Annotated in this window: 13 protein-coding genes; 6 read left to right on the top strand and 7 right to left on the bottom strand. The window is 41.7% G+C overall.

From position 1 onward, the window contains the following. The first annotated feature begins 152 nt into the window (after positions 1-152). Both MSTHT_RS05190 and MSTHT_RS14015 read left to right on the top strand, forming a co-directional pair. A complete protein-coding gene (locus tag MSTHT_RS05190; protein ID WP_048166865.1) occupies positions 153-1,154 on the top strand; it encodes a hypothetical protein in 1,002 nt (333 codons plus the stop codon). Between the two features lie 890 nt (positions 1,155-2,044). Next, positions 2,045-4,357, top strand: a complete 2,313-nt coding sequence (locus tag MSTHT_RS14015; RefSeq protein WP_048166864.1) for a PGF-pre-PGF domain-containing protein — start codon at positions 2,045-2,047, stop codon at positions 4,355-4,357. Positions 4,358-4,459: 102 nt separating this feature from the next. Here the strand turns inward: MSTHT_RS14015 and MSTHT_RS05180 are convergent, their stop codons facing one another. The 3 genes from MSTHT_RS05180 to MSTHT_RS05170 form a co-directional block, all read right to left on the bottom strand. Next, positions 4,460-6,400 carry a hypothetical protein gene (locus tag MSTHT_RS05180; protein WP_048166863.1) on the bottom strand — a complete coding sequence of 647 codons (1,941 nt, stop codon included), beginning with the start codon at positions 6,398-6,400 and terminating at the stop codon, positions 4,460-4,462. Positions 6,401-6,417: 17 nt separating this feature from the next. Then, positions 6,418-9,006, bottom strand: a complete 2,589-nt coding sequence (locus tag MSTHT_RS05175; RefSeq protein ID WP_048166862.1) for a type II/IV secretion system ATPase subunit — start codon at positions 9,004-9,006, stop codon at positions 6,418-6,420. Positions 9,007-9,931: 925 nt separating this feature from the next. Further along, positions 9,932-11,107: a DUF2117 family protein gene (locus MSTHT_RS05170; protein ID WP_048166861.1), complete on the bottom strand. Its 1,176-nt coding sequence runs from the start codon at positions 11,105-11,107 to the stop codon at positions 9,932-9,934. A gap of 159 nt (positions 11,108-11,266) precedes the next feature. Between MSTHT_RS05170 and MSTHT_RS05165 the strand changes: the two genes are divergently transcribed. From MSTHT_RS05165 to larA (MSTHT_RS05150), 4 genes are all read left to right on the top strand, one after another. Next, positions 11,267-11,959, top strand: a complete 693-nt coding sequence (locus tag MSTHT_RS05165; RefSeq protein ID WP_082086774.1) for a metal-dependent hydrolase — start codon at positions 11,267-11,269, stop codon at positions 11,957-11,959. Positions 11,960-12,363: 404 nt separating this feature from the next. Further along, positions 12,364-13,638 (top strand): nickel-dependent lactate racemase, encoded by a 1,275-nt coding sequence (gene larA / locus MSTHT_RS05160; protein ID WP_048168396.1) that lies wholly within the window; start codon positions 12,364-12,366, stop codon positions 13,636-13,638. A gap of 114 nt (positions 13,639-13,752) precedes the next feature. Further along, on the top strand, positions 13,753-15,015 hold the full coding sequence (gene larA / locus MSTHT_RS05155) for a nickel-dependent lactate racemase (RefSeq protein ID WP_048166860.1): 1,263 nt from the start codon (positions 13,753-13,755) through the stop codon (positions 15,013-15,015). Positions 15,016-15,101: 86 nt separating this feature from the next. Further along, positions 15,102-16,388, top strand: coding sequence for a nickel-dependent lactate racemase (gene larA / locus MSTHT_RS05150; RefSeq protein WP_048166859.1), 1,287 nt, complete (start codon positions 15,102-15,104; stop codon positions 16,386-16,388). A gap of 70 nt (positions 16,389-16,458) precedes the next feature. Here the strand turns inward: larA (MSTHT_RS05150) and MSTHT_RS05145 are convergent, their stop codons facing one another. The 4 genes from MSTHT_RS05145 to argH form a co-directional block, all read right to left on the bottom strand. Continuing rightward, a complete protein-coding gene (locus tag MSTHT_RS05145) occupies positions 16,459-18,117 on the bottom strand; it encodes a sodium:solute symporter family protein (protein ID WP_048166858.1) in 1,659 nt (552 codons plus the stop codon). Positions 18,118-18,220: 103 nt separating this feature from the next. Beyond that, positions 18,221-18,379: a symporter small accessory protein gene (locus tag MSTHT_RS14775; RefSeq protein WP_181952184.1), complete on the bottom strand. Its 159-nt coding sequence runs from the start codon at positions 18,377-18,379 to the stop codon at positions 18,221-18,223. A gap of 506 nt (positions 18,380-18,885) precedes the next feature. Beyond that, complete coding sequence (gene gatD, locus MSTHT_RS05140; RefSeq protein WP_048166857.1) at positions 18,886-20,160, bottom strand: Glu-tRNA(Gln) amidotransferase subunit GatD; 1,275 nt, start codon at positions 20,158-20,160, stop codon at positions 18,886-18,888. Between the two features lie 224 nt (positions 20,161-20,384). After that, positions 20,385-21,860, bottom strand: a complete 1,476-nt coding sequence (gene argH / locus MSTHT_RS05135; protein ID WP_048166856.1) for an argininosuccinate lyase — start codon at positions 21,858-21,860, stop codon at positions 20,385-20,387. Positions 21,861-22,154 lie beyond the last annotated feature (294 nt).

Genomic DNA, 22,154 nt, shown 5'->3' with positions numbered 1-22,154 from the left:
TATTATCTGCCGTTTCCGATTTTGAAATATCAGATTTTTTATATTACCGTGGCTTTTTTAATATATGATCCAGATATAACTACAAACCTAAAAAATATCCGTCTATGGGTATACATTAACTTTGAAAAATAAAGCTACTTGGGGGTAAATAAATGAAAGATATGGGGAAGCTGTGTTCAACAGCTTTAGCTTCGGCATTCCTGGTTTTTGTTTTTTTGTTTTTAACCTTAACTTCAGCTTCAGCGGCTCAAGTTACAAAAATTGGCACAGGATACGATCCTGCTGTCTATGGTAATGAGGTAGTATGGACAGATGGGGTTGTTATTCATCTATACAATCTGATCGACGGAACAGACACTGTAATTAGCTCTTCTGGAGCATCCAGTCCAGATATTTACGAAAACAAAGTAGTCTGGCATGATATGAGTAGCGGAACACCAAAGCTTGCGGTGTACGATATTCCTACAGCTACAAAAACTTACATAACGCAGAATGTAGACCAATATAGCAAGCCTGCTATTTACGGCGACAAAATAGTCTGGAGTGCAAATGACAGCGTGTATCTGATGGATATGTCTACGTCCACGCAGACTGTTATCGGAAGCGGCAGTGACCCCGACATATATGACACAAAAGTGGTGTATTATTCATATACCGAAGATCCAGAAGCAGATATGATTATCAGAATGTATGACATCAATACGAAGGAAAAAGTAACTGTAAGTTCATATGGCTATCCAAATATTCCTCGTATATGGGGTTCTAAAATCATCTGGTCTGATGTGTATAACCATCAGGGATATATCGTGATGTACGATATGTTAACAAAAGGAACCACAGAAGTCACACATCCACTTGGCACCGATCCAAATGGGAATGAATACGGCGCCAGTACAGGGACACACATTGCCATACAGGATGACAAAATTGTATATAACAAATGTGTTGATGATTACGAAGGCAAACCCGGAGTATATTTATATAATATAACTGAAGGACAAAGCACGCTGATATATGGCTACTCTAATGACGTTTATACAACACCAGAAGTACACAATAACATTATTGTATGGGGGATGGACAAGAATTACGTTGATGGTGCAGAAAATAATGATATCTATTTATGCAATCTTTCATACAACTTTTCAGAGTAACCTTAAAATCTCATACTAAGGTGAGTGGTGAAAATCCACCACAATATTTTACTGGAAAACATCTATATTTTTGAATTGGCAAGGGTAAAAAAGTAGAATATCTTTATATTCTAGCAAAAAAAATCAGAATATTCTTTAATCTTCAGATCGACTGCTACTGAGTGTTTGAACCACCGGAGCAGTGATTTGAACTTACGCTATGCAGTAATGTGTACACATTCACTCATTCTGCCAGGTGTATATATTTTATCCTGAGTGAGACTTCTGGCACAACATCTTTTGTTGTCTTATTCACTGGTACAAGTACTGGTTTTGCACCTACTTCCTGGCTCTAGAATTTCGGGGATGGTATAAGCTCAAAACATCCCATGAATGCAGCCCATAGGTTTACTGACCCTGGTTTTTATAATATCGTTTTAATAATAAATAATATTGCAGGCAGTGTTAAGGTAAAAAGCTAAATTATGTTAAAGTTATGCCTTAAAGTGATAAAAATTATTTTTTAGTCATTTTCCCTTTTTTATAATTTTTATGTAACTTCAGGCTGCCATTTACTTAACTTACATTTATAATTATCATGATTGGATATAACAGATTTTTATTTAAAAGTCACGGCTCCTAAAATTTAACAAGTAGCAAAGATTAGAAGATATTTTACTTGTATAATAATATAATATGTATTCATTATAACTTGTTTGATATTTTCCAATTAACTCGAAATTTAATATAAATTCACACGATTATTATATTATTTGCTTAATTTATGTTAATATAATAGCTAGCGTGTGAAGATGTACAAATTACGTAAAATTATGTATGATTTTATAAAATCATACAGGTTATATGAACTGCAACTCAATTTGGAAGATGTCGTTATCGGGGGTAAATAAGTGAAAGTTAAGGGGAAACTATATTCGGGAGCTCTAACTTTAACAATTTTCTTTTTTCTGTTTTCTATTTTATTTCCAACCGTAGCGTCAGCGGCGCAGATAATAAAAATTGGCAATGGGACTGATCCTGCCGTTCATGGGAACAAAGTGGTATGGACAGACAACGGTGTTATTCATGTTTATGACCTGACCGCCAGAACAGACACTGCAGTTGACTCTTCTGCAGCATCTCATCCAGCTATCTATGGAAATAAAATAGTGTGGCATGATATGAGTAGCGGGACACCAAAGCTTGCGATGTACGATATTCCTACAGCTACAAAAGATTACATAACTCAGAATGTAGACCAATACAGCAAACCTGCTATTTACGGCGACAGAATCGTGTGGAGTGCGGATTACAACGAGACAAGCTACAATTATAATGTATACATGTGGGATATGTCAACTTCTACACTGACTAAAATTGCGGAGGGCAATAGTCCTGATATATACGAGACCAAGATAGCGTATGGTTATGATGGTGACTATGGGCGAAACATTGTTGTTTATGATGTTAATACTAAGGAGACCATAAATATACACTATTCTGATCAGGTATTCAGTCCGCATATATATGGTAATAAAGTGATATGGTCAGACTTCTTTAACAGAGATGGATACATCCAGATGTATGACCTTGATACTAAAAAGACTATAGATGTTACCAGTGACCATACAGGTAATACTTTATACGGATCTGATTATGCTGATGCTGGAGCTGACACTGGCACTCACCCCAATATCCATGGTGACAAAATCGTATATTCAAAATCCGGTAATGACCAGTTTGGTTATGCGGGTGTATATGTTTATGACATTCCTTCTGCAAAAAGCACTCCGATTTGTATTTATCCAGAGGGAACTCGAACAACACCAGATGTGTATGGTGATATAGTTGTTTGGGGATTTGACTCTACCTTCGGTTCTGGTACCAGCAGTACAGACATCTATTTGTGTGACCTTACAAATGAATTTGAAATACCTAAAGCAACTTTTACTGCAAACGTAACATTCGGTGCAGCACCTTTAGATGTTTTATTTACTGCAACTGGAATTGATATTGAGTCTGCTTCATGGCTCTGGGATTTTGGGGACGGAACTAGTTCAGAACGTGCTATGGATGTCACGCACACATTTACTAATCCCGGCACATATGATATTACTCTAAAAGTAATTGGTGAGACTGGCAACGTTTCTATAGAAAAACGGGGTTATATAAGGGTCACAGATTCAGTCATTCCAGACTTTGGAATTCCAATTGCAAATTACAGTAGCAATGTTACAAAGGGTTATGCTCCCCTGACAGTGCAGTTTTATGATCTCTCCCAGAATGCAGTTTCAAGGGTGTGGGACTTCAATAACGACGGAATACCTGACTCCAGTGAACTCAATCCCGTTTATGTGTATACAGCCCCGGGAACATACCTTGTAAACCTGACAATATACAATGCAAACGGAGTTTCCTCAAAGGGTACTACAATAACTGTACTGGAAGGCAGTTCCAGCAGTGATAGCAACTCAAACAGTGATAGCAACTCAAACAGTTATGGGAATAGTGGAGAAAGCAAAAAGAGTGGAGGCAGCAGCCGTGGCGGCGGTGGCGGTGGGGGCGGTTCCCCTGAACCTGCAAAAAATGTTGAAGTAAAAGAACTTTCTCAGGCTTACATTAAAAGCGGGAAACCTGTAAAGTTTGAATTTGCAAAGAACGCAACCTGTGTTATGTATGTGAGTTTTGATGTGAAAAAAACTCTGGGAAAAACTACAACTATTGCTGAACAACTCAAAGGGAAATCAGCCCTCGTCTCTGAATTGCCGTCAGGAGAACTGTACAAATCCTTTAATATATGGATTGGGAGTGGCGGAGTAGCCACCTCAAAGAATATAGAAAACCAGACTGTCTGCTTCAAAGTCGAAAAAGCCTGGGTACAGGATAAAAAAATTGATCCGGATTCCATTACCCTTAGGGGATATGTCGAGAAAAAATGGGAGCAACTTCCAGTAGAACCATCAGGAGAAGATGATAAGTTCCTGTATTTCACAGCAAAAGCTTCTGATGCTTCTTCTTTTGCAATAACCGGCAATGCAAAAGGGGCTTCTGAGGAAGTTGTGGCAGAAACACAGCTTAACATGGACAATGAAAATACTAATAAAAATCTAAATAATGATTTGAAAACTGAACAAAAAGGAATCCCGAGTACACCCGGATTTGCAGCGGGACTGGGAATTTTCTGTATCCTCGGGTTATTCCTTTACCTTTACATACGGAAATAAAAAGTAATTACCGAATTCAATGTGGAAATACCGGATGAGAAGGCTAGCCTCTCACTTTCTCATCCCACTTTTTTTCTATATTTTTATCCCTTTTTACTAATCTCATACAAGCCCCCTGAAGATAATTCTTGAAGTCGCTGTAGAGACTGCAAATATTGCAATCGAAACCGGAAGCATGCAGGCAAGATCATATTTCAACTGAGCTCGGTCGCCTCCGTATTCTATCGAGCCTGCAAAACGGGTAAGGATGGCGCTGATCAGGACAACATAAACCCCTATTGCGAGCAGGAAATGATCCGGGGAAATGGACTGGGAAAAAGCTGCCTGACCGATTTCGACAGGCATACCGGATAGGTCAGCAGGGATTCGGTTTACTCTTTCAGCTATCTGGTTGAGGATTTTTGTAATAACCTCGGAAAGGGCAAGGGTAATCCCTGCAATAAGAGGTGCAAATATCACAGCGGTTGAGCGCATGGTTGAGGTGACGTCATAAAGTGAGCGCCGGATTCGTTCCTCCACTTCACCAAGCTCTTTCAAATGGTCTGCGAGCTTTATAATCGAAGCACCTGCCGCTTCATGGTTTTTATGGACGCTTTCCGTAAAAAGAAGCATTGTATTCCTGATTCTTTCCGAATATATGTGCCTGAAAGCTCCGAAATCCGGATCAAAAATCGCAGCTTTGAGATTCGTCCTCATGCTGAGCAGGTTCATTGAGATTTCCTCGAAGGCTTCCCCAATTTTTGAACCATCCATAGTCCGCGCAGTGTGGGCAAAAGCTTCTTCTGGGGCTTTACCTTCAGAAATCCTGCGCCCGAGCACGAAAAGGGAATCTGCAAATTCCTGTTCCATCACTTTTATCCTGTCTCTTATTTTCTTGTAAGGGACAGCCGAGAAGTACAGGTAAACCGAAAATGCTACCGTTCCGCCTATAATGAGCGGGAGGGTGGGTGAAAAATACCCTTCAAGGGGTGCGGTTGCGATAATTTCACCCGGATTTCCGAATCTAAGCAGAATATATCCAAGAGGAGCTATAAGGAAGAGTACCAGGATTGAAAGCATTAAGGCAAAGCGTTTTTTCTGCTTTATATTTGCAAGCTCAGGGTGAGAATCCGGAATTTGCCTGGGAATAAATGCAACAGGTCTTTGCATTAGAATGTATTCGGAGTAAAGGGCTGCAAGCGCCGGAAAAATCAGGTCATAGAGGAAGACAAGGTCTATCAATTCAGGTTTCATTCCAACGACTGTAACCGCAGGCAGGAGAGCTACCAGGGCAAGCGGGATCAGAATGAAGATCGAGTAAAGAATATAACTCGGGGTCTTGAGTTTTGCTGCAAAAATATCCATGAGGCTTTCTGTGCCTTCGAGGCTTATATCCAGGGCGCGATTCAGGGTTATAATTCTCTGTGCTTCGTCAGGCTCGGCTGTTGAGCTTTTAATGAGATGAAGAGAACGCTTGAAATATTCGCTGTTCCTTCCCCACAGGTCGGCAAAAGAAAGAAGAGCATCGTCCATACTGCTGTAAATCCTGAGGTTCAGGTCCCAGGCAAGTTTTTTCAGGTCTTTTGCAAGCGGTCTTTCGGAATTCCTGGCTGCAAAAAGTACGGCATGTTCCAGGTTGGGAACGAGTTTCATTGACATAACTATATAGCTCAGGATTTCAGGAATGTCTCCGAGCGAGGATATTTTCATAAACCCTGCCTTTATCTTCACGTATTCGCTAAGGTAACAGAGTACAATCAGGGGAATCACAAGGGTTAGTATCCCCATTATATAAAGTGTTCTGGCATCAAAATTTCTTGACAGGAGCAGGAAAAGATCTATTCCAAGGAGCAGGATAAGGATTGAAAAGGTTCCTACATAGGAAAAGAGCACAGTCTCAAAAGCTTCAAGGTCAAAACCAGTAAACCGAAGGGCATCTCTGTACTCCTGGCTGACGCTTCTTTCACATTGCCTGTGGAAGGCAACGGGGTCAGGAACAGCCCAGATCCATTGCTTTGTTGTGCTTTTGCAGGCTCGCACATACCAGTTGCCTTCTTCGGTCATGTTTCTCCCTCGGATATTTATTTTCCTGTATCCAGATCTTTCCCAGCGAATTTCTCAAACCAGGCTTCCCACTGCCTGTAAAGGGCTTCCAGATCATTCCCAGTGCCGGTTTCCCAATCGTTTGCAGGCTCATTTGCATATCCGTTTCCGTATATTGTGCTCTTCTTCATGGACTCTGCAAGCAGCCAGAATATATTGTTTGCCTGACTGACAGCTTCAGCTTCCAGCAGAAAAGGCTTCTTCATCCCTTCAGCCGCAATTTTTTCTTTTATTTTTGTCCGAAGCTCTATATCCTTCAAAGCCCTATCTATGGAAATTCCCCACCTTCTGGCAATTTTTTCTATAAGTTCGGACTGCCCCTGCTCCAGGGCTTTTCCTGCAAGCAGGCAGTCCTGAGTGGCATCGTAAACCATTATGTCTGTAAAGATATCCGATGGCTCCGGATTTTCAATTACAGCGCCTGTAACTTCTGCGATTCGGCTCACCCGCTTTAGTTTTTTCATGCTCCCTTCAAGCCTTATGGTTGAGCAAATAATTACGGCGTCCGTAGCTTTGAAAGAAGCCGGGGGAACCCCCAGGGTGTGGACTATTCTCTCATACACGTTTTCCATGGATGAGCCGTGGATAGTCCCTATAACTGAATTTCCAGCTTTTCCTACCTGCATGGCTTCGTAAAGCACTTTAACTTCTGACCCTCGGATTTCTCCCAGAACAAGGGCGGAATTCCCAAGACGCAGAGCTGCACGTAACGCGGTCTCAGGGCTCATCTCAGCTCCTGATTTCAGGACAGAGGACTGTGAACTCATGCCTTGAACCTTCCAGCCCAGACTCTGGAGTTTTTCTATAGGGAGTTCGTGTGTGTCTTCAATTGTCAGAATCCTGTATTTCTGCGGAATCTCAAGCAGCATGGCTGACAGCAGGGAAGTTTTTCCGGCTCCGACTTCTCCTGCGACCAGGACTGAAGCCTGCCCGTCCATGAGGAAACTTAAAAATCCAGCTGCATAAGGAGAAATTGAACCTGTATTGATCAGTTTAGGCAGGGTCCAGGGAGAGAGGGAATGCTTTCGGAAGGCATAAGCAAGCCCGCTTGCACTGAGAGGGTCTCCAATTACTGAAACTCTTACCCCGAAAGCCTCAAGATTAAGTTCAAGCACAGGAACCGCCTCTCCAAACGGTCTGCCGCTAATGATCCTGAACCTGGATACTAGGGCATCAAGATCCTCCTGCGAGAGAAAAACATTACTTATGCATTCCTCTCCATCCAGCACAACATGGACAGGATTTTTATCGGCAGGGGCATTGATATAAATGTCCGTAATTCTTGAATCAGAGAGCAAGTCTTCAACTATCCCGAGCCCGTTCGTATATCTCGCAAGAAGGTCGGCATAGCTTTCAAGTTCTTCAGGATTGCAAGCTTCCTCGCTGGTGAGCAATTCTTCTTCCAGAAGCGTTTTCGCCATGCGCCTGAAGTATTCCCTTGCAACCACAGGATCTGTAAAAGCAATATCTTTTGGTCTGTGCTGGATCATCCGCATCCGGATTTTCTCAAGCAGTCTGAGTTCTTCCTCCCTGAGATTGTACTCAGGAGGTCGGATCATGTAAAGTTTTTCCGGTCTGTCGGTGTACTGGTAAATTGAAACTTCAAGCTTCCTCCCTTCCCTGCCGTTTATATCGTAGCACTCGAGAAATTCGGTATTCTCAGGCGCCTCCGCATAAACTCTTGAACTGGAAAAAGGCGGCCTTACATGCGGCTTAATCCCACATTCGTAGTCGAAAATTTCATCTGTGAAACTTTTACTTTTCTTATGCTTTTCTCCTCGTCTAGCAGGCGCAAGAAACGGAAGATACTTGAATATTTCTGCCAGGGTAACTTCTCCTGATTTATCTTTTATCAGGCTTCCTGCTGTCTTTCTCATGGTCTTTTCAGTTTCTTTACCAGAATTGTCTACCGACGTGGCTGGAGAATTTCGAGTTTTGGATTTTTTAATCACAGGAATTTCAGGAAAACAGGATAATTTTTCATCAATTTCGTTAAGCATATGATAGAAATGTTCAAAACAAGGTTCACAAGCAGATAAAGCCTTAAATCCTCTTTCTGAAATCTTATCTGAATTTCTTTTCAGTTTTTTGCCCTGAATAAAATTTTTTATTTTCAACTTGGCTTTTAGAGGATCGGTTTCCACGGTTTCAGCAAAAGAGGCAATTATTTTTTTCCTTTCCAGCTCACAGTTTTTCCTTTCAGGCAAAGTACAGCTTCCCAGAACTTTCTCTGCACTTTTGTACGCTTTAATTGTCTCTTCAAAACTTGCGAGAGTATAAAGTGTTGACAGGGCTTGCCCTTCGTAGTCTCGCTCATAAAGTCTTGAGAGTACCAGGCAGTCAGCCTTAACCTCTTTTTGTAAAATTCTAAAAATATTTTTTCTGCAATGTATATCATTGAGCGAAGATTCCGCTTTACATTCTCTGCAATTTATAGTAATGATTTTCCGAATTTTTGTCTGCTTTATCCTATACGGGCATATTTCCTCTTCCTTTTTATCCGTTGTGAAAAGTCCACCATAATTATGGACATTGACAGCATCCTGAAATTTTGCTTTTATTTTCAAGTTTGAGTCCCCATTTCCCAGCTAACTTCAGAATTTATCTTTGAATGTATTAAAAATTTTCGACAGATGTCGGAGACTCTAGTAAACGCAGGCAGGAGAGCTATCAGAGCAAGCGGGATCAGAATAAAAATAGAGTAATATACTTGAAAATATTCATGTATTCATATAAAAATTAATATAAAAAGTAATATTCTGTAGACCAATTAGCTGGGATCTACAATCATGTCTGGAGCAAGTTTAGCTGTTTCTTCCTGTTCTCTCAAGCCTAGAGCGGGGCTGTTTCACTCGCCCATCTACCTCTTTTCTAAATAGTTAGGAATAATTCTTTAAATCAGAGTGCTGATTACAATTGACTGATAATAAAATTAAGTAACTTAAAACCAATTAATACATTGGCGTTTTCATCATAAACGTCTGAATTTTTGCATATGACGCTAGGCTAAATGCCAGCTCGTTCCCCAAATTGACAGGTATATTTTTCATTCTGGCTATCTATTGTACATCGAGTTGTTCATATTCATCTCTGATTCTTTACTTATAGAATTCATAAAATGATTATGTTAGTGCTATTATTTTCTCAATTTTATTTAAATAAATGACACTGTTATTATTGTACTTTAGGAACGGGAACATATTCTCATTTCTTTGTTAACCAACCCGAAAAACAGCTCATTAAAAACAGCCCATTAAAAACGGATCATTAAAAACGGACCATTAGTCCCGTTCCGAAAAACGGTTCTTAGCGTCTAGCTATCAAACTAAAATGATTTAAAAAGCTTTATATTCATAGTCAAAATTTTGATATTTTCTCTTCTTTTTTCTGAAAAGCCGCTCTCCTGCGTCGAGCGTGGCAAGCACAACACAGTGTGACGAATGACGTTGTAGAGGTCAGAATTTAGGATTTCGAATCATGAACTTTTTAGTATCAATACTCAAAAACATCTTCAATCAAAGGCTCTGCAAGTTTCAGCACATCTTCTTTAAAAGCGCATATATCCTCTAAAACCGCAGAACTCTTTCCCCTTAAAAGTTCCTGTTTTATTTTCTTGCCCAGAATATCATCATTTCCTGCTGTCAGCCTCAGCACGACCGAACCCGGATAAAATTCAGTCTGGCAAGCAACTTCATCGCAGTCCCCGTCCGTGATTCCGAGAATAGGAATTCCTAACCTGAAAAGAATATCTCCCGCTATATCAGTGGTATCATCTCCGACTGTAACGGCAAGTTCGGCACTGGTTGTCAGTTCGAAAGTGCGTTCTGCTATATGGTCTATAAGTACAACCTTTCCGGGCACAACTTTTCCAGCTCCGGCTCTGGAAATGAATCTTGATTTTCGGGCACAGGCGCTTTGTTTCCTGGCGTCCGGCAGTAAGGAGGTGCTTCTCCGGATATCCCCACTTTTTATCCAGGCGTTGGCAAGGTCTACAGGCTCTCTTTTTTCGTAATTATGGAGCTTCTCAAGCCCATGCTCTTTTATTTCTCCGCCTTCGATTGCAGTAATGAAGCCATTTTCGGAGATTATCCTGATTTTCGAAGATAGGGCTTTTCCAATTACGATTCCGTTTACAAAGATATTTTCGCCGGGAAGAACGCCTGAGATCTCGCGGATTACTTGGGTTTTCCCGGTTTTCGGGCAGTTTTCTATGAAAACTGAATTATGAAAAGGCAGGGGTTTCTCTACAGGAATACCAAGGGTTTCGGAGAGTTTTTCGATGCAGTTTTCGGCTTTTTTATTCAGGGGGATTATTCTCCCAAAGGAACAGCCGGGGCTCTCGATCTGGATTACTGGTTTCTTTTCACAGTCTTTCAGGCGAGAAGCAACCTTTGACCCGAAAATTTTGCCGGTTTCGAAAGTTTTTCCTCGGTTCAGGAGGCAAATAAGGTCTGCTGTTTCAAAAGAAGCTTCTATGCAGGCACTAGGCTTGAGATTCCGGGTTATATCTATAATTTTTTCGAGCCCTGCATCAAGGACGGCTGTTCTTCCCATAGTTCCGCCAAGCTCTGCTTTTACCTCACCGAGACGGGAAAGTTTTTCTAAAACTATTTTTGCTTCTCCAGAGTCGATAATCTCGGGTCCGTGGATCACAACGCTAATTTTCATCCTGTTCCTGACTTTATTATTGAAAGTTACATATTAACATAACTTTTTTTTGTAAACCATCCAACTATTATCGAAATTCAAAAATATCGGGTTATCATCGAAAATTACATTACGCATTATTACGTTTTAATAAAAAATGACTGACTGTGAGGGAAAGAAATGGCTGGCATAAAAATCACCTGGCTCGGGCATTCGGCTTTTTTATTGGAAGCTGAAAAGAGATTACTGATCGATCCTTTTATTTCAGGAAATCCAATGGCTCCATGTACTCCTGAGGAACTGAACCCCGACGTATTAGTCATAACTCACGGGCATCAAGACCATCTCGGAGATGCGATAGAAATCGGAAAACGAACCGGGTGCAGAATAATTTCCATTCACGAGGTTGCAAACTATATCAAATCCAAAGGAGTTTTTGCAGAAGGCATGAATAAAGGCGGCACAATGAACGTTGAAGGCATAAAGCTAACCATGACCAATGCGCTCCACTCCTCCTCAATCGATGCCTCCGGCTTCAGTTTCGATGGCGGCTCCCCGGCAGGCTTCATTATACAGATCAACGGACGTACTATCTACCACGCCGGAGACACTGGGGTTTTCGGCGACATGCAGCTTATAGGCGAACTCTACGAACCTGAAATAGCCCTCCTGCCCATAGGTGGTCATTTCACAATGGGCATAAAAGAAGCCGTAAAAGCTGTAGAACTCATCCGCCCCAAAATCGCAATCCCCATGCACTATAACACCTTCGATGTAATCAGCCAGGACCCTCTTGAATTCCAGCAGTCCGTTGAATCAAAAACCAGCACAAAAGTGATTATAATGAAGCCAGGTGAGTCAATCGAACTTTAAACTTAATATATTTCTTTTCTAGTTTTATCTCTTTTTAGCTAACTAATTATGATTTTTTTACTTCTTGTATAGTCATCTTGAGCGGAGCGCAGCATATCGAAAAGAGCTCCGTCCTCCAGAGCCTGGACTCGGCTTCCGAGACTGGACTCGGGGAGCGAAACAAACCCATCACCTAGAAGCGGAACTCAGGATGGGAAAACTATTAAAATAACAAATATATTATTAAAAGGTAAAATATATTATTAAAAGGTAAAATATATTATTAAAATAATAAATATATTGTTAGAATACAAATCTAATTTTAGCTGCCAGTTTAGCCTGGAGTTTGAAACCAGATTTAAATTTAATTCTCATTGTTTACCTATACGATTTTATATAATTAGTACGAAGACATCGGAATGATTATGACTGAGAATATAAAAACGATTTCACTCGCGTTTGGGAATGGAATTTTTGAGTTGAGTATACCTGAGAAAAACATGTCCAGTATCATTCTGCCTTCGGAATCAGAAATAAAGGAAGATCCTTTTTCTTTGGTCAAAAAAGCGCTTGAAAATCCTATAAAAAGTAAAAGGCTATCTGAGATTGTAAACCCTGATTCCAAGGTTGCAATTATAGTCAGTGATATTACAAGACCAACTCCGACTGGAAAAATTCTTCCTCCTCTGCTCGAAGAGCTTTATCTTGGAGGAGCAAAAGCTGAGAATATCACTATTGTCTTTGCCCTCGGACTCCATCGCTTACAGACTGAAGAAGAGTGTCGCCATCTTGTAGGGGAGGAAATCTATGAAAAAATTAGATGCATCCAGCATGACAGGAAAAGGTGCAGGTATCTTGGAGAAACGAGTTTTGGAACTCCTGTTGAAGTTTTCGAAGAAGTAGTCGACTCTGATGTTATTATAAGCACAGGCACAGTGGAATTTCACTATTATGCAGGGTATGGAGGAGGAGGAAAATCCATCCTTCCTGGGGTCAGTTCGGAAGAATCCATACTCTCGTTTCACAGTTTTTATAGCAAACTCTTTGAAGGGGATCCCCTCTCAGGCAGAGCCGACAGCCCGGCAAGACAGAATATAGAAGAAGCTGCAAGGATTGCAGGTCTTGATTTCATCTTAAATGTTGTAATAAACAGCAAAAAAGAGATTGTTGCTGCCGTTGCCGGGGATTTCATCGAAGCCCACAGGAAAGGTGCAGAACACGTTGATGCCATGTATAAAGTGCCCGTAGAGCCTGCGGATGCAGTCATTGTTTCCTGCGGTGGTTTCCCAAAAGACATCAATCTTTACCAGGCAATAAAATCGCTTGAACACGCCATTCCTGCCGTAAAAGAAGGAGGCTCGATCATCCTGGTAGCCGAATGTGCAGAAGGAATTGGAAACAAAGTTTACGAATGCTGGAACAGGGAATGCAGGGGTCCTGAAGAGGCAGTTGAACGCTTCAAAAAATGTTTTGAGTTCGGCGGGCACAAAGCTGCTATTGTCGGGAGGGCTGCAAAAGAATTCAAGCTCTACCTTGTTTCAAAGCTTCCGGATGCAGAAAGTGAAAAAGCCTTTTTCACGCCTGTAAAAAGCATAGAAGAGGCACTTGGGAAAGTATTTTCCGAAAATTCCGATGCTAAAGTCCACATCATGCCTGAGGGAGGGTGGACTTTACCTGTAAAACGCCAAAGAAGATTATAAATAAAAATAAAATTTTGAATTGCCTTTGAAATTATTATAGTTCTTTTTATACCTGTTTATCCCTATTATTTTACAACAAAGAAAAATGGCATCAGATAAAGTATCGGCATAACTATGACTGCAAACATAAAAAAAATATCACTTTCTTTCGGAAGCACGGGAGTTGAGTTTGAAATTCCGGAAAGAAACCTTGCAAGTATAATTTTACCTTTGGAACCTGAAATAAAGGAAGACCCTTTCTCTTTGATCAAAAAATCGCTTGAAAATCCTATAAAAAGTAAAAGGCTTTCTGAGATTGTAAACCCTGATTCTAAGGTTGCAATTATAGTCAGTGATATTACAAGACCAACTCCAACTAAAAAAATCCTCCCTCCTCTGCTCGAAGAGCTTTATCTTGGAGGGGCAAAAGCTGAGAATATCACTATTGTCTTTGCACTCGGGCTCCATCGAAACCAGACTGAAGAAGAATGCCGCCATCTTGTAGGGGAGGAAATCTATGAAAAAATTAGGTGCATCCAGCATGACAGGAAAAGGTGCAGGTATCTTGGAGAAACGAGTTTTGGAACTCCAGTTGAGGTTTTCGAAGAAGTAGTTGACTCTGATGTTATTATAAGCACAGGCACAGTGGAATTTCACTATTATGCAGGATATGGCGGAGGAGGAAAATCCATCCTTCCAGGAGTCAGTTCGGAAAACTCCATACTTTCTTATCATAGTTTTTACAGCAAACTCTTTGAAGGTGAGCTTCTCTCAGGTAGAGCCGATAATCCGGCAAGACAGAATATAGAGGAAGCTGCAAGGATTGCAGGTCTTGATTTTATCCTTAACGTTGTGCTTGACAGTAAAAAAAGAATAGTTGCTGCTGTTGCTGGAGACTTTATAAAAGCTCACAGGAAAGGAGCCGAGATTGTGGATTCTATGTATAAGGTGCCTGTAGATCCTGCAGATGCGGTCGTTGTTTCCTGCGGGGGATTTCCAAAGGATATTAACCTCTTCCAGGCGACAAAATCCCTTGAGAATTCAACCCAAGCCGTGAAAAAAGGAGGCTCAATAGTGCTTGTAGCCGAATGTGCTGAAGGAATCGGGGATAGTACATATGAGCGCTGGAGTAGAGAATGCAAAACTCCCGATAAAGCGGTACAAAAATTCAGAAAACATTTTGAGTTCGGCGGACATAAAGCTGCCATTGTCGGAAGGGCTGCAAAAGAATTCAAGCTTTACCTTGTCTCAAAGCTTCCAGAAACTGAGAGCAGAAGTGCCTTCTTTATTCCTGTTACAAGTGTAGAAGAAGCGCTTGAAAAAATTATTTCCGAAAACCCGAAGGCTAAAATCCATGTTATGCCCAATGGTGGGTGGACTTTACCTGTAATAAAATAAAAGGTGGCATAAAGGAGAAGATTATAAAAGAAAATAGCCCCAAAATAATACAGTTATATAAAAAAACATAAAAAAAGGCAATTAAAATGCCATATAATGCTGCAAACACAAAAACAATATCACTGGCTTTTGGAAATATGTCACTTGAGCTGGATATTCCTAAACGAAACATATCCAGTATTATTCTGCCTTCTGAACCTGAAATAAAAGAAAGAGGAGATTTTTTAATTAAAAAAGCCCTTGAAAATCCTATAAAAAGTAAAAGGCTATCTGAGATTGTAAACCCTAATTCCAAAATTGCAATTATAGTCAGTGATATTACAAGACCAACTCCGACTGGAAAAATTCTCCCTCCTCTACTCGAAGAGCTTTATCTTGGAGGGACAAAAGCTGAGAATATCACTATTATCTTTGCCCTCGGACTCCATCGAAACCAGACTGAAGAAGAATCCAGAAGACTGGTAGGAGAAGAGATTTATAAGAAAATTCGCTGCATCCAGCACGATACCAGCAGGTGCAGATATATTGGCACAACCTCACGAGGAACCCCGGTTGAAATCTTTGAAAATGTTCTGGATGCAGATCTTGTTATAGGTACTGGAAGCATCGAATTCCATTATTACGCAGGGTACAGCGGAGGAGCAAAGTCAGTGCTGCCTGGGGTAAGCTCAAAAGAGGCAGTAATAGCAAACCACAAAATGATGATTGATGAAAAGGCTGTTTCCGGAAGGGTCGATGGTCCTGTGCGGCAGGACATGGAAGAAGCTGCAAAAATTGCCGGTCTTGACTTTATCCTGAATGTAGTGCTTGACAGTAAAAAAGAAATCGTTGCTGCCGTTGCCGGGGATTTTATCGAGGCTCACAGGAAAGGCGTGGAGGTAGTGGATTCCATGTATAAGGTGCCTGTAGAGCCCGCAAATGCAGTTATAGTTTCCTGCGGGGGTTTCCCGAAAGATATCAACCTTTTCCAGGCAAGTAAAGCCCTTGACAATGCAACCCAGGCTGTGAAAACAGGCGGCTCCATTATCCTTGTGGCTGAATGCGCCGAAGGAATTGGAAATCAGGTGTATGAATGCTGGAACAGGGAATGTCGGAGCCCAGATGATGCAATCGAGCGTTTCAAACAATGTTTCGAGTTCGGTGGGCACAAAACTGCAATAATTGCTAAAATTTCAAAAAAATTTAAGCTTTATCTGGTTTCTAAACTCCAGGATGAACAAATAAGATCTGCTTTCTTCACTCCGATGGCAAGTGTAAATGATGCCTTATCTGAGGTGTTTTCGGAAAACCCTGATGCAAAAATCCACCTTATGCCACATGGGGGGCAGACGCTGCCGGTCAGAAAAGAAGGAAAAGGAAAACAAGAAAGCTAATCAATGAAGTATAAAAAATGAAATTGAAAGAAGAAATAAAACATGTAAAGGTGGAGACAGGGTTGCAGGCTTAAACGCCTATTGAATCTGCTGCACCACTTGTTACTTTTTCTGAGCTTTCTTCTTTCTCATCTTCAAACCTGAACCTGAAAACTTTCTTCAGGAATTCGGGTGAAAATTGGGGTGTCATAAGGCTTACAACAACCAGGGCGATCAAGGACAGTGGAGTTGCGATCAGGATCGGGTCTACAAGAGGCCAGGTGCCTGTAAGTAAGGTTTCCTTGCCGAAGATCGCCTGGCAGATTCCTAGAGGTATTGCTTCTTTTTCATGCACGAAAGTCAGCCAGAAGAGGCTGCTTAAAGACCCTATTACCAGGCTTGCAATTGCTCCGGCTTTTGTTGTGCGCTTCCAGAAAAGTGCTCCGATAAACAGGGGCAGGAAAGCGGACGTGCATAAGCCCATGAACATCGCAGTCGCTCTGGCGATAATGCTTCCCGGAAGGATATATGCCAGAATTACTGCTACAAGAATGGTAAAGGCAATTCCTATTCTTGTAACGTGGACTGTTGCTCTGGATTTGCCTTTCATTATACTCTGCTGGTATACATCGTACCCTATTGCCGTGCCCATTGTATGGAACTGGGCTGCTGCTGTAGACATTGCGGCTGAAAGCAGGCAGAGCATAAAGAGCGTAACAAACATTTCAGGCATTGCATGGTTAAGGAAAGCAGGCATTATAAGATCGGTATTCCCGTCCGGAACTGCCTGAAGCGCAATCACGCCCGTTGTTCTGTAGAAATATACGTTGGAAAGTGCCCCTATAGCGTATGCAACTCCTACCATCATAAGGAGGAAAGGACCTCCCACGGCAACTGCTCTTTTCAGGGAGCGGTCGTCTTTTACAGTCATGAACCTCACTGCAAGCTGCGGCTGTGCAAGTACTCCTATTCCCACACCCATTATAATTGTGGAAACCATTGTCCACCAGATAGGGGAGCCAAAAGCCGGCATTGAAGTCCAGCCCCTGTGTCCCTGGGCTGCAAGGGCAGGAGGTACAAGGTGTGCCATATCTGTAAGAGCTTGGTGGGCTTCAGTAACTCCTCCAAGCATGCTGTAAGTGTAAATAAGCAGGAAACCCATTCCAAACAACATCAGGACAGCCTGCATGGCATCCACGTACATTACTGAGAGCAGTCCGCCTTTAATCACATAAGAGGCAATGATAACAGTGAATATTATAAGAGCAATGTTATAATTAATTCCAAGGGTTGTCTCAAGGAATCTTCCGGCTCCTATTATAACGCTTGATGCGTAGAGGGGCATGAAGATTCCGATCAGAAGTCCGGAAAATGCCTGAATGAACTTTGACTGGAAACGCTTTCCAATAAACTCAGGATAGGTTATAGCTCCCAGATTGAGTCCCATGCGCCGGGTTCGGGGCCCAAAAACCACGAAGGCGATGAAGATCCCAAAAAAGATGTTCATAAACACGAGCCATAAGAGTCCCATTCCTAGAGACGCAGCTACTCCACCGAATCCTATAATTGCAGAGGTGCTGATAAATGCAGCTCCGTAGGAGAGCGCCATAACTGCAGGATGCACCTGCCGACCGGCGAGCATATACCCTTCGGTCTTGGAATTCTTCCTGTATCCAAGGTAAGCGACATAGAAAGTGGCTCCAAGATATACGATAAGAAAGGGGAGAAGAACTGAAATACTGACTGCCATGATGAGATCATTCCAGAATAATTCTAATACTGTTTTTCTCAGGTTTTTTCAAAAATCCGATTTAACCTGAGCTTTTATATCAATCTTAATTCTGTCTCCAGTTTTATTGATCCTGGGTCGCTACCTTTTTAGCGCTGCTCTTTACCATCTGTTCCTCGTCTCCGCCTCTCCAGTGGTAGGCTCCATAAACCAGGCACAAGAGTGCACTTAATATACTGGCAAGATACCCAAGCCAGATAAATGGATCATTTATTCCGAGCATCTATAGCACCTTCCTGAATTTCCTGATGACATTAACTTGATAATAGCTAACATGACACTTGTTAGCATTGTACATTAATGCTTTTTGTTATTTAAATATATTGAGTAAAGAAAATTACGGTATAAAGTGACATCGTAAATCATAGCATATCAACAGGTTCTATCATTTAATAATTGAACTCACAGGCTGGAAATAGCGGTAAATCTAGCTTGGATGAAACCAGTATTCTGAATCCATATACAGATCTTAATTACAGATCTTAATTACAGATCTTAATTACAGATCTTAATTACAGATCTTAATTACAGATCTTAATTACAGATCTTAATTACAGATTTTAATAAACCATTGCATCATGGCTGGATACATAAAAAAATTATAATGAAAGACGGAAATTACAGATCTAATCCTTAAAGGACTCATTCCTTTTAAAAATTGAAAATTAACCCCTGAAGGGGTTAGTTTTTTTCTTCTTAGCATGATTCTCTGAATTTTTTTGACTTCTTTTACTTAAAACAGCACTCGGTGATCTCTCCACTGAGATTTTCCCTGAGCATGCTAATAGCTTCATTGTACTCATCGGTCTGTCCAAGTACCCACATAAGTTTAACAAGGGCGGTTTCGGGCAGGGTATCTTCACCTTCGATTGCACCGGCTTTCAGCATATCACGGCCTGTATTATAAACGCGGTCACAAACTCTGCCATTAAGGCACTGGGATGTTACTACAACAGGTATCTTTGAATCCGTGGCTTTCTGGATAAGGGGAACCCACTTAGTAGAAACGTGCCCGAGACCCGTACCTTCAAGAACCAGTCCTCTGTATCCGCCTCTGATATAATAGTCAAGAATATCAGGGTCTGCATCCGGTGTAAATTTAACAAGGGCACATTTAGGCTCCATACCTGGCTTAAATTTGAGAGGTCTCTCTCCACGTTTTATATAATTAGTGAAAGTTTTTATTTCCCCTGTATTATAATCCACAGTTCCTATAGGAAGGGAATTTATGGACTTGAAAGCATCCCTGCGGGAAGTATGCATTTTCCTGACTTTGGTTCCGCGGTGGATCTCACAGTAATCGTCCGAGGTTGTTCCGTGCATGACAACCGAAACCTCAGCAATATCGCTTACTGCAACACGGGCTGCACAGATTGCATTCATGGCACTATCACTGCTGGGACGGTCTGCACTTCTCTGGGAACCTACTAGGACAATGGGTACAGGTGTCTCGATCATGAAGGAGAGGGCAGCAGCCGTGTACATCATGGTGTCTGTCCCGTGGGTTATAATTATACCATCAGCACCGTCTTTTATTTCTTCTACGACAGCGCTGGCAAGTTTTTCCCAGGCTCCGACATCCATATTCTCTGAGAGGATACTTGAGATTACCCTGCCTTTAAAATCGGCTATCTCTTTAAGTTCAGGGATAGCTGCAAGAATATCATCAGCTGTAAACTGTGATGTTACTGCGCCTGTCCGATAGTCGACTTTGCTAGCAATAGTTCCGCCTGTGGAAAGGATAGCAACCTTTGGAAGCTTTTTTCCAGGCTTTGTGACTTCCTCTCCCGTCTCCCTGGATTCTTTCGCGCTGTTTTCGCCTCCGTTTGTGCTTTCTCCATTACCTTCCAGAAGTGTTATCTTTACCCTGTCTGTGGAAAATCCGGCATTATAACCGTTGTCCATTTTTATTGTTATATATCCTTCCATAGACGGCATTACTCTGCCTTCATATACAGTGCCGTTCTTTTCAATGCGTACCCTGTCGCCCTGTTTGAATTCCATAAATAATCCCTTGCGATAATTTTTAAAATGCTGAGTTAAACAATATTGGTGCTAATATCAGCTTATCATTACTAAGCGTGCTAATATCAGTTCATCATACTAGGCGTGCTAATATCAATTTATTAATACTGAATGTGCTAATACATGCTGTATATACCTTATTAACATTAACTTTATATTAATTAATATAAAGCGTATTAATTACTGGTTTGCTCTACCACAGCTCAAACTTTCCTGTACTCATTAACAACTGCAAGCAGGTTCTCAAAAGCCGAATCTGTGACATCTCGCAGGGTTGCAATTTCCTGCCTGTTAAGTTCGAGTTCAGTACGCCTTCTTGAGAGATACCTTTGCATCTCTTCGGGAGCAGGTCCCCCAGCAATATTTCTTCGCTTTATGTTTGATACCGGATTAAGGGCTTCTTTTACCATCTTTTCCGTGAGCCCACGGCTTGAAAGCGATTCACCCAGCACAATTTCGGCTACAGAATCAATCTTTTCCAGAGTGGGCTTTTCCATTTCTCTTGCAAGCATGCCTACGATCTGGTGAGCAGTCCTGAAAGGAATTCCGGTTTCCCGGACAAAGGTATCTGCAAGTTCGGTAGCTGTCGTAAAACCTGTGACTGATTGGGCAGCGAGCACTTCAGTACGGATTTTCATGGTTTTTATTATTCCTTCCATTATCCTTACTGAAGCCCTTACCGTTTCTACGGACCGCCAGATATTCGGGGTTGCTTCCTGCAGGTCACGGTTATAACTCAGGGGAAGCCCCTTGCAGATCGTAATCAGGGACATAAGTGCTCCCACGGCTACTCCTGTTTTCCCGCGCATAAGTTCGACGGTATCCGGGTTTTTCTTCTGCGGCATAATCGAGGAGGTAGAAGCGTACATATCGTCCAGTTCTATGAAATTAAATTCGGAAGAGGACCAGATTACAAGCTCTTCTGCCATGCGGCTCAGGTTTATCATGAGATTTGTAAAGCTCGAGGAGCATTCAATAAGAAAGTCACGGCTGCTGACCGCATCCATTGAGTTCTCAAGCAGACCTGCAAAGCCCAGGAGTTCCTGGGTTCTTCTCCTGTTCAGGTTAAAACCAGTGGAAGCAAAAGCTGCAGCCCCAAGCGGGCAGAGATTTACTCTTGAATAAGCGCCCAGAATTCTGTCGAAATCTCTGCCAAGAGCAGCTTCGTGGGCGCAGAGGTGATGGGCAAGTGTTGTCGGCTGGGCATGCTGCAGGTGAGTGAAACCAGGCATGAGCGTATCAGTATGTTTTTCTGCAAGGGTTAGAAGGGTTTGCCTCAGCTCATGGATTTCTTCAAGCAACCCTATCAGTTCCTCCCTTAGCACGAGTCTGATACAGGTTGCAACCTCATCATTTCTTGAACGTCCCGAGTGCATCCTGCCTCCTACATCTTCCCCGACCAGATCGATGAGTCTCGACTCAAGAGATATATGAATGTCTTCATAGTTGAAATCGAGCTTTTCCATTCCTTCTTCCCTGATTTTCAAAAGTCCGTTAAGAATTTTGCTGCAGTCTTCCCGGTTTATAATGCCCTGCTCTCTCAGCATTACCGTGTGGGCAAGATCCACCACTATATCAGCATCAAATATCCACCTGTCAGCTTCCATAGAGGATGTGTAGCGTAAGATTTCTTCATCCTGGGCGGCTTCCAGCCTGCCTCTGCGTAAAATATTGCTCATAGGGTTTTCCTCTTTCTGGTTCTTGTGAAATTAATCGGTAAGAGTACAATTTCTTTAGGAGTAACAATGTTTGGGAATTTGTCTCAACGCCTGTAAGTAATAATTTCTAATTCGATATTATCTATGAGTCTAATTCACGATTTAATGTGAAATTTAGTGAGGGACTTAATGTAAAATTTAATGTTATATTTAGTGTAAGCTTTGTAGCGTGGTATTAATTCTAACGCTTAAATATGAATCGGTTTCCCGAAGTTCTCATGCAGGACAATGATAGCAGGCGGACAGTACCTGATA

This window comes from Methanosarcina thermophila TM-1 (genome assembly GCF_000969885.1).
Classification (GTDB): domain Archaea; phylum Halobacteriota; class Methanosarcinia; order Methanosarcinales; family Methanosarcinaceae; genus Methanosarcina; species Methanosarcina thermophila.
This window is presented reverse-complemented; position numbering and strand designations above follow the sequence as displayed.

Coding starts and splice junctions, on each gene's coding strand:
- MSTHT_RS05190 (WP_048166865.1), top strand. CDS start 153: ATGAAAGATATGGGGAAGCTGTGTTCAACAGCTTTAGCTTCGGCATTC.
- MSTHT_RS05180 (WP_048166863.1), bottom strand. CDS start 6,400: ATGACCGAAGAAGGCAACTGGTATGTGCGAGCCTGCAAAAGCACAACA.
- MSTHT_RS05170 (WP_048166861.1), bottom strand. CDS start 11,107: ATGAAAATTAGCGTTGTGATCCACGGACCCGAGATTATCGACTCTGGA.
- MSTHT_RS05165 (WP_082086774.1), top strand. CDS start 11,267: ATGGCTGGCATAAAAATCACCTGGCTCGGGCATTCGGCTTTTTTATTG.
- larA (WP_048168396.1), top strand. CDS start 12,364: ATGACTGAGAATATAAAAACGATTTCACTCGCGTTTGGGAATGGAATT.
- larA (WP_048166860.1), top strand. CDS start 13,753: ATGACTGCAAACATAAAAAAAATATCACTTTCTTTCGGAAGCACGGGA.
- larA (WP_048166859.1), top strand. CDS start 15,102: ATGCCATATAATGCTGCAAACACAAAAACAATATCACTGGCTTTTGGA.
- MSTHT_RS05145 (WP_048166858.1), bottom strand. CDS start 18,117: ATGGCAGTCAGTATTTCAGTTCTTCTCCCCTTTCTTATCGTATATCTT.
- MSTHT_RS14775 (WP_181952184.1), bottom strand. CDS start 18,379: ATGCTCGGAATAAATGATCCATTTATCTGGCTTGGGTATCTTGCCAGT.
- gatD (WP_048166857.1), bottom strand. CDS start 20,160: ATGGAATTCAAACAGGGCGACAGGGTACGCATTGAAAAGAACGGCACT.
- argH (WP_048166856.1), bottom strand. CDS start 21,860: ATGAGCAATATTTTACGCAGAGGCAGGCTGGAAGCCGCCCAGGATGAA.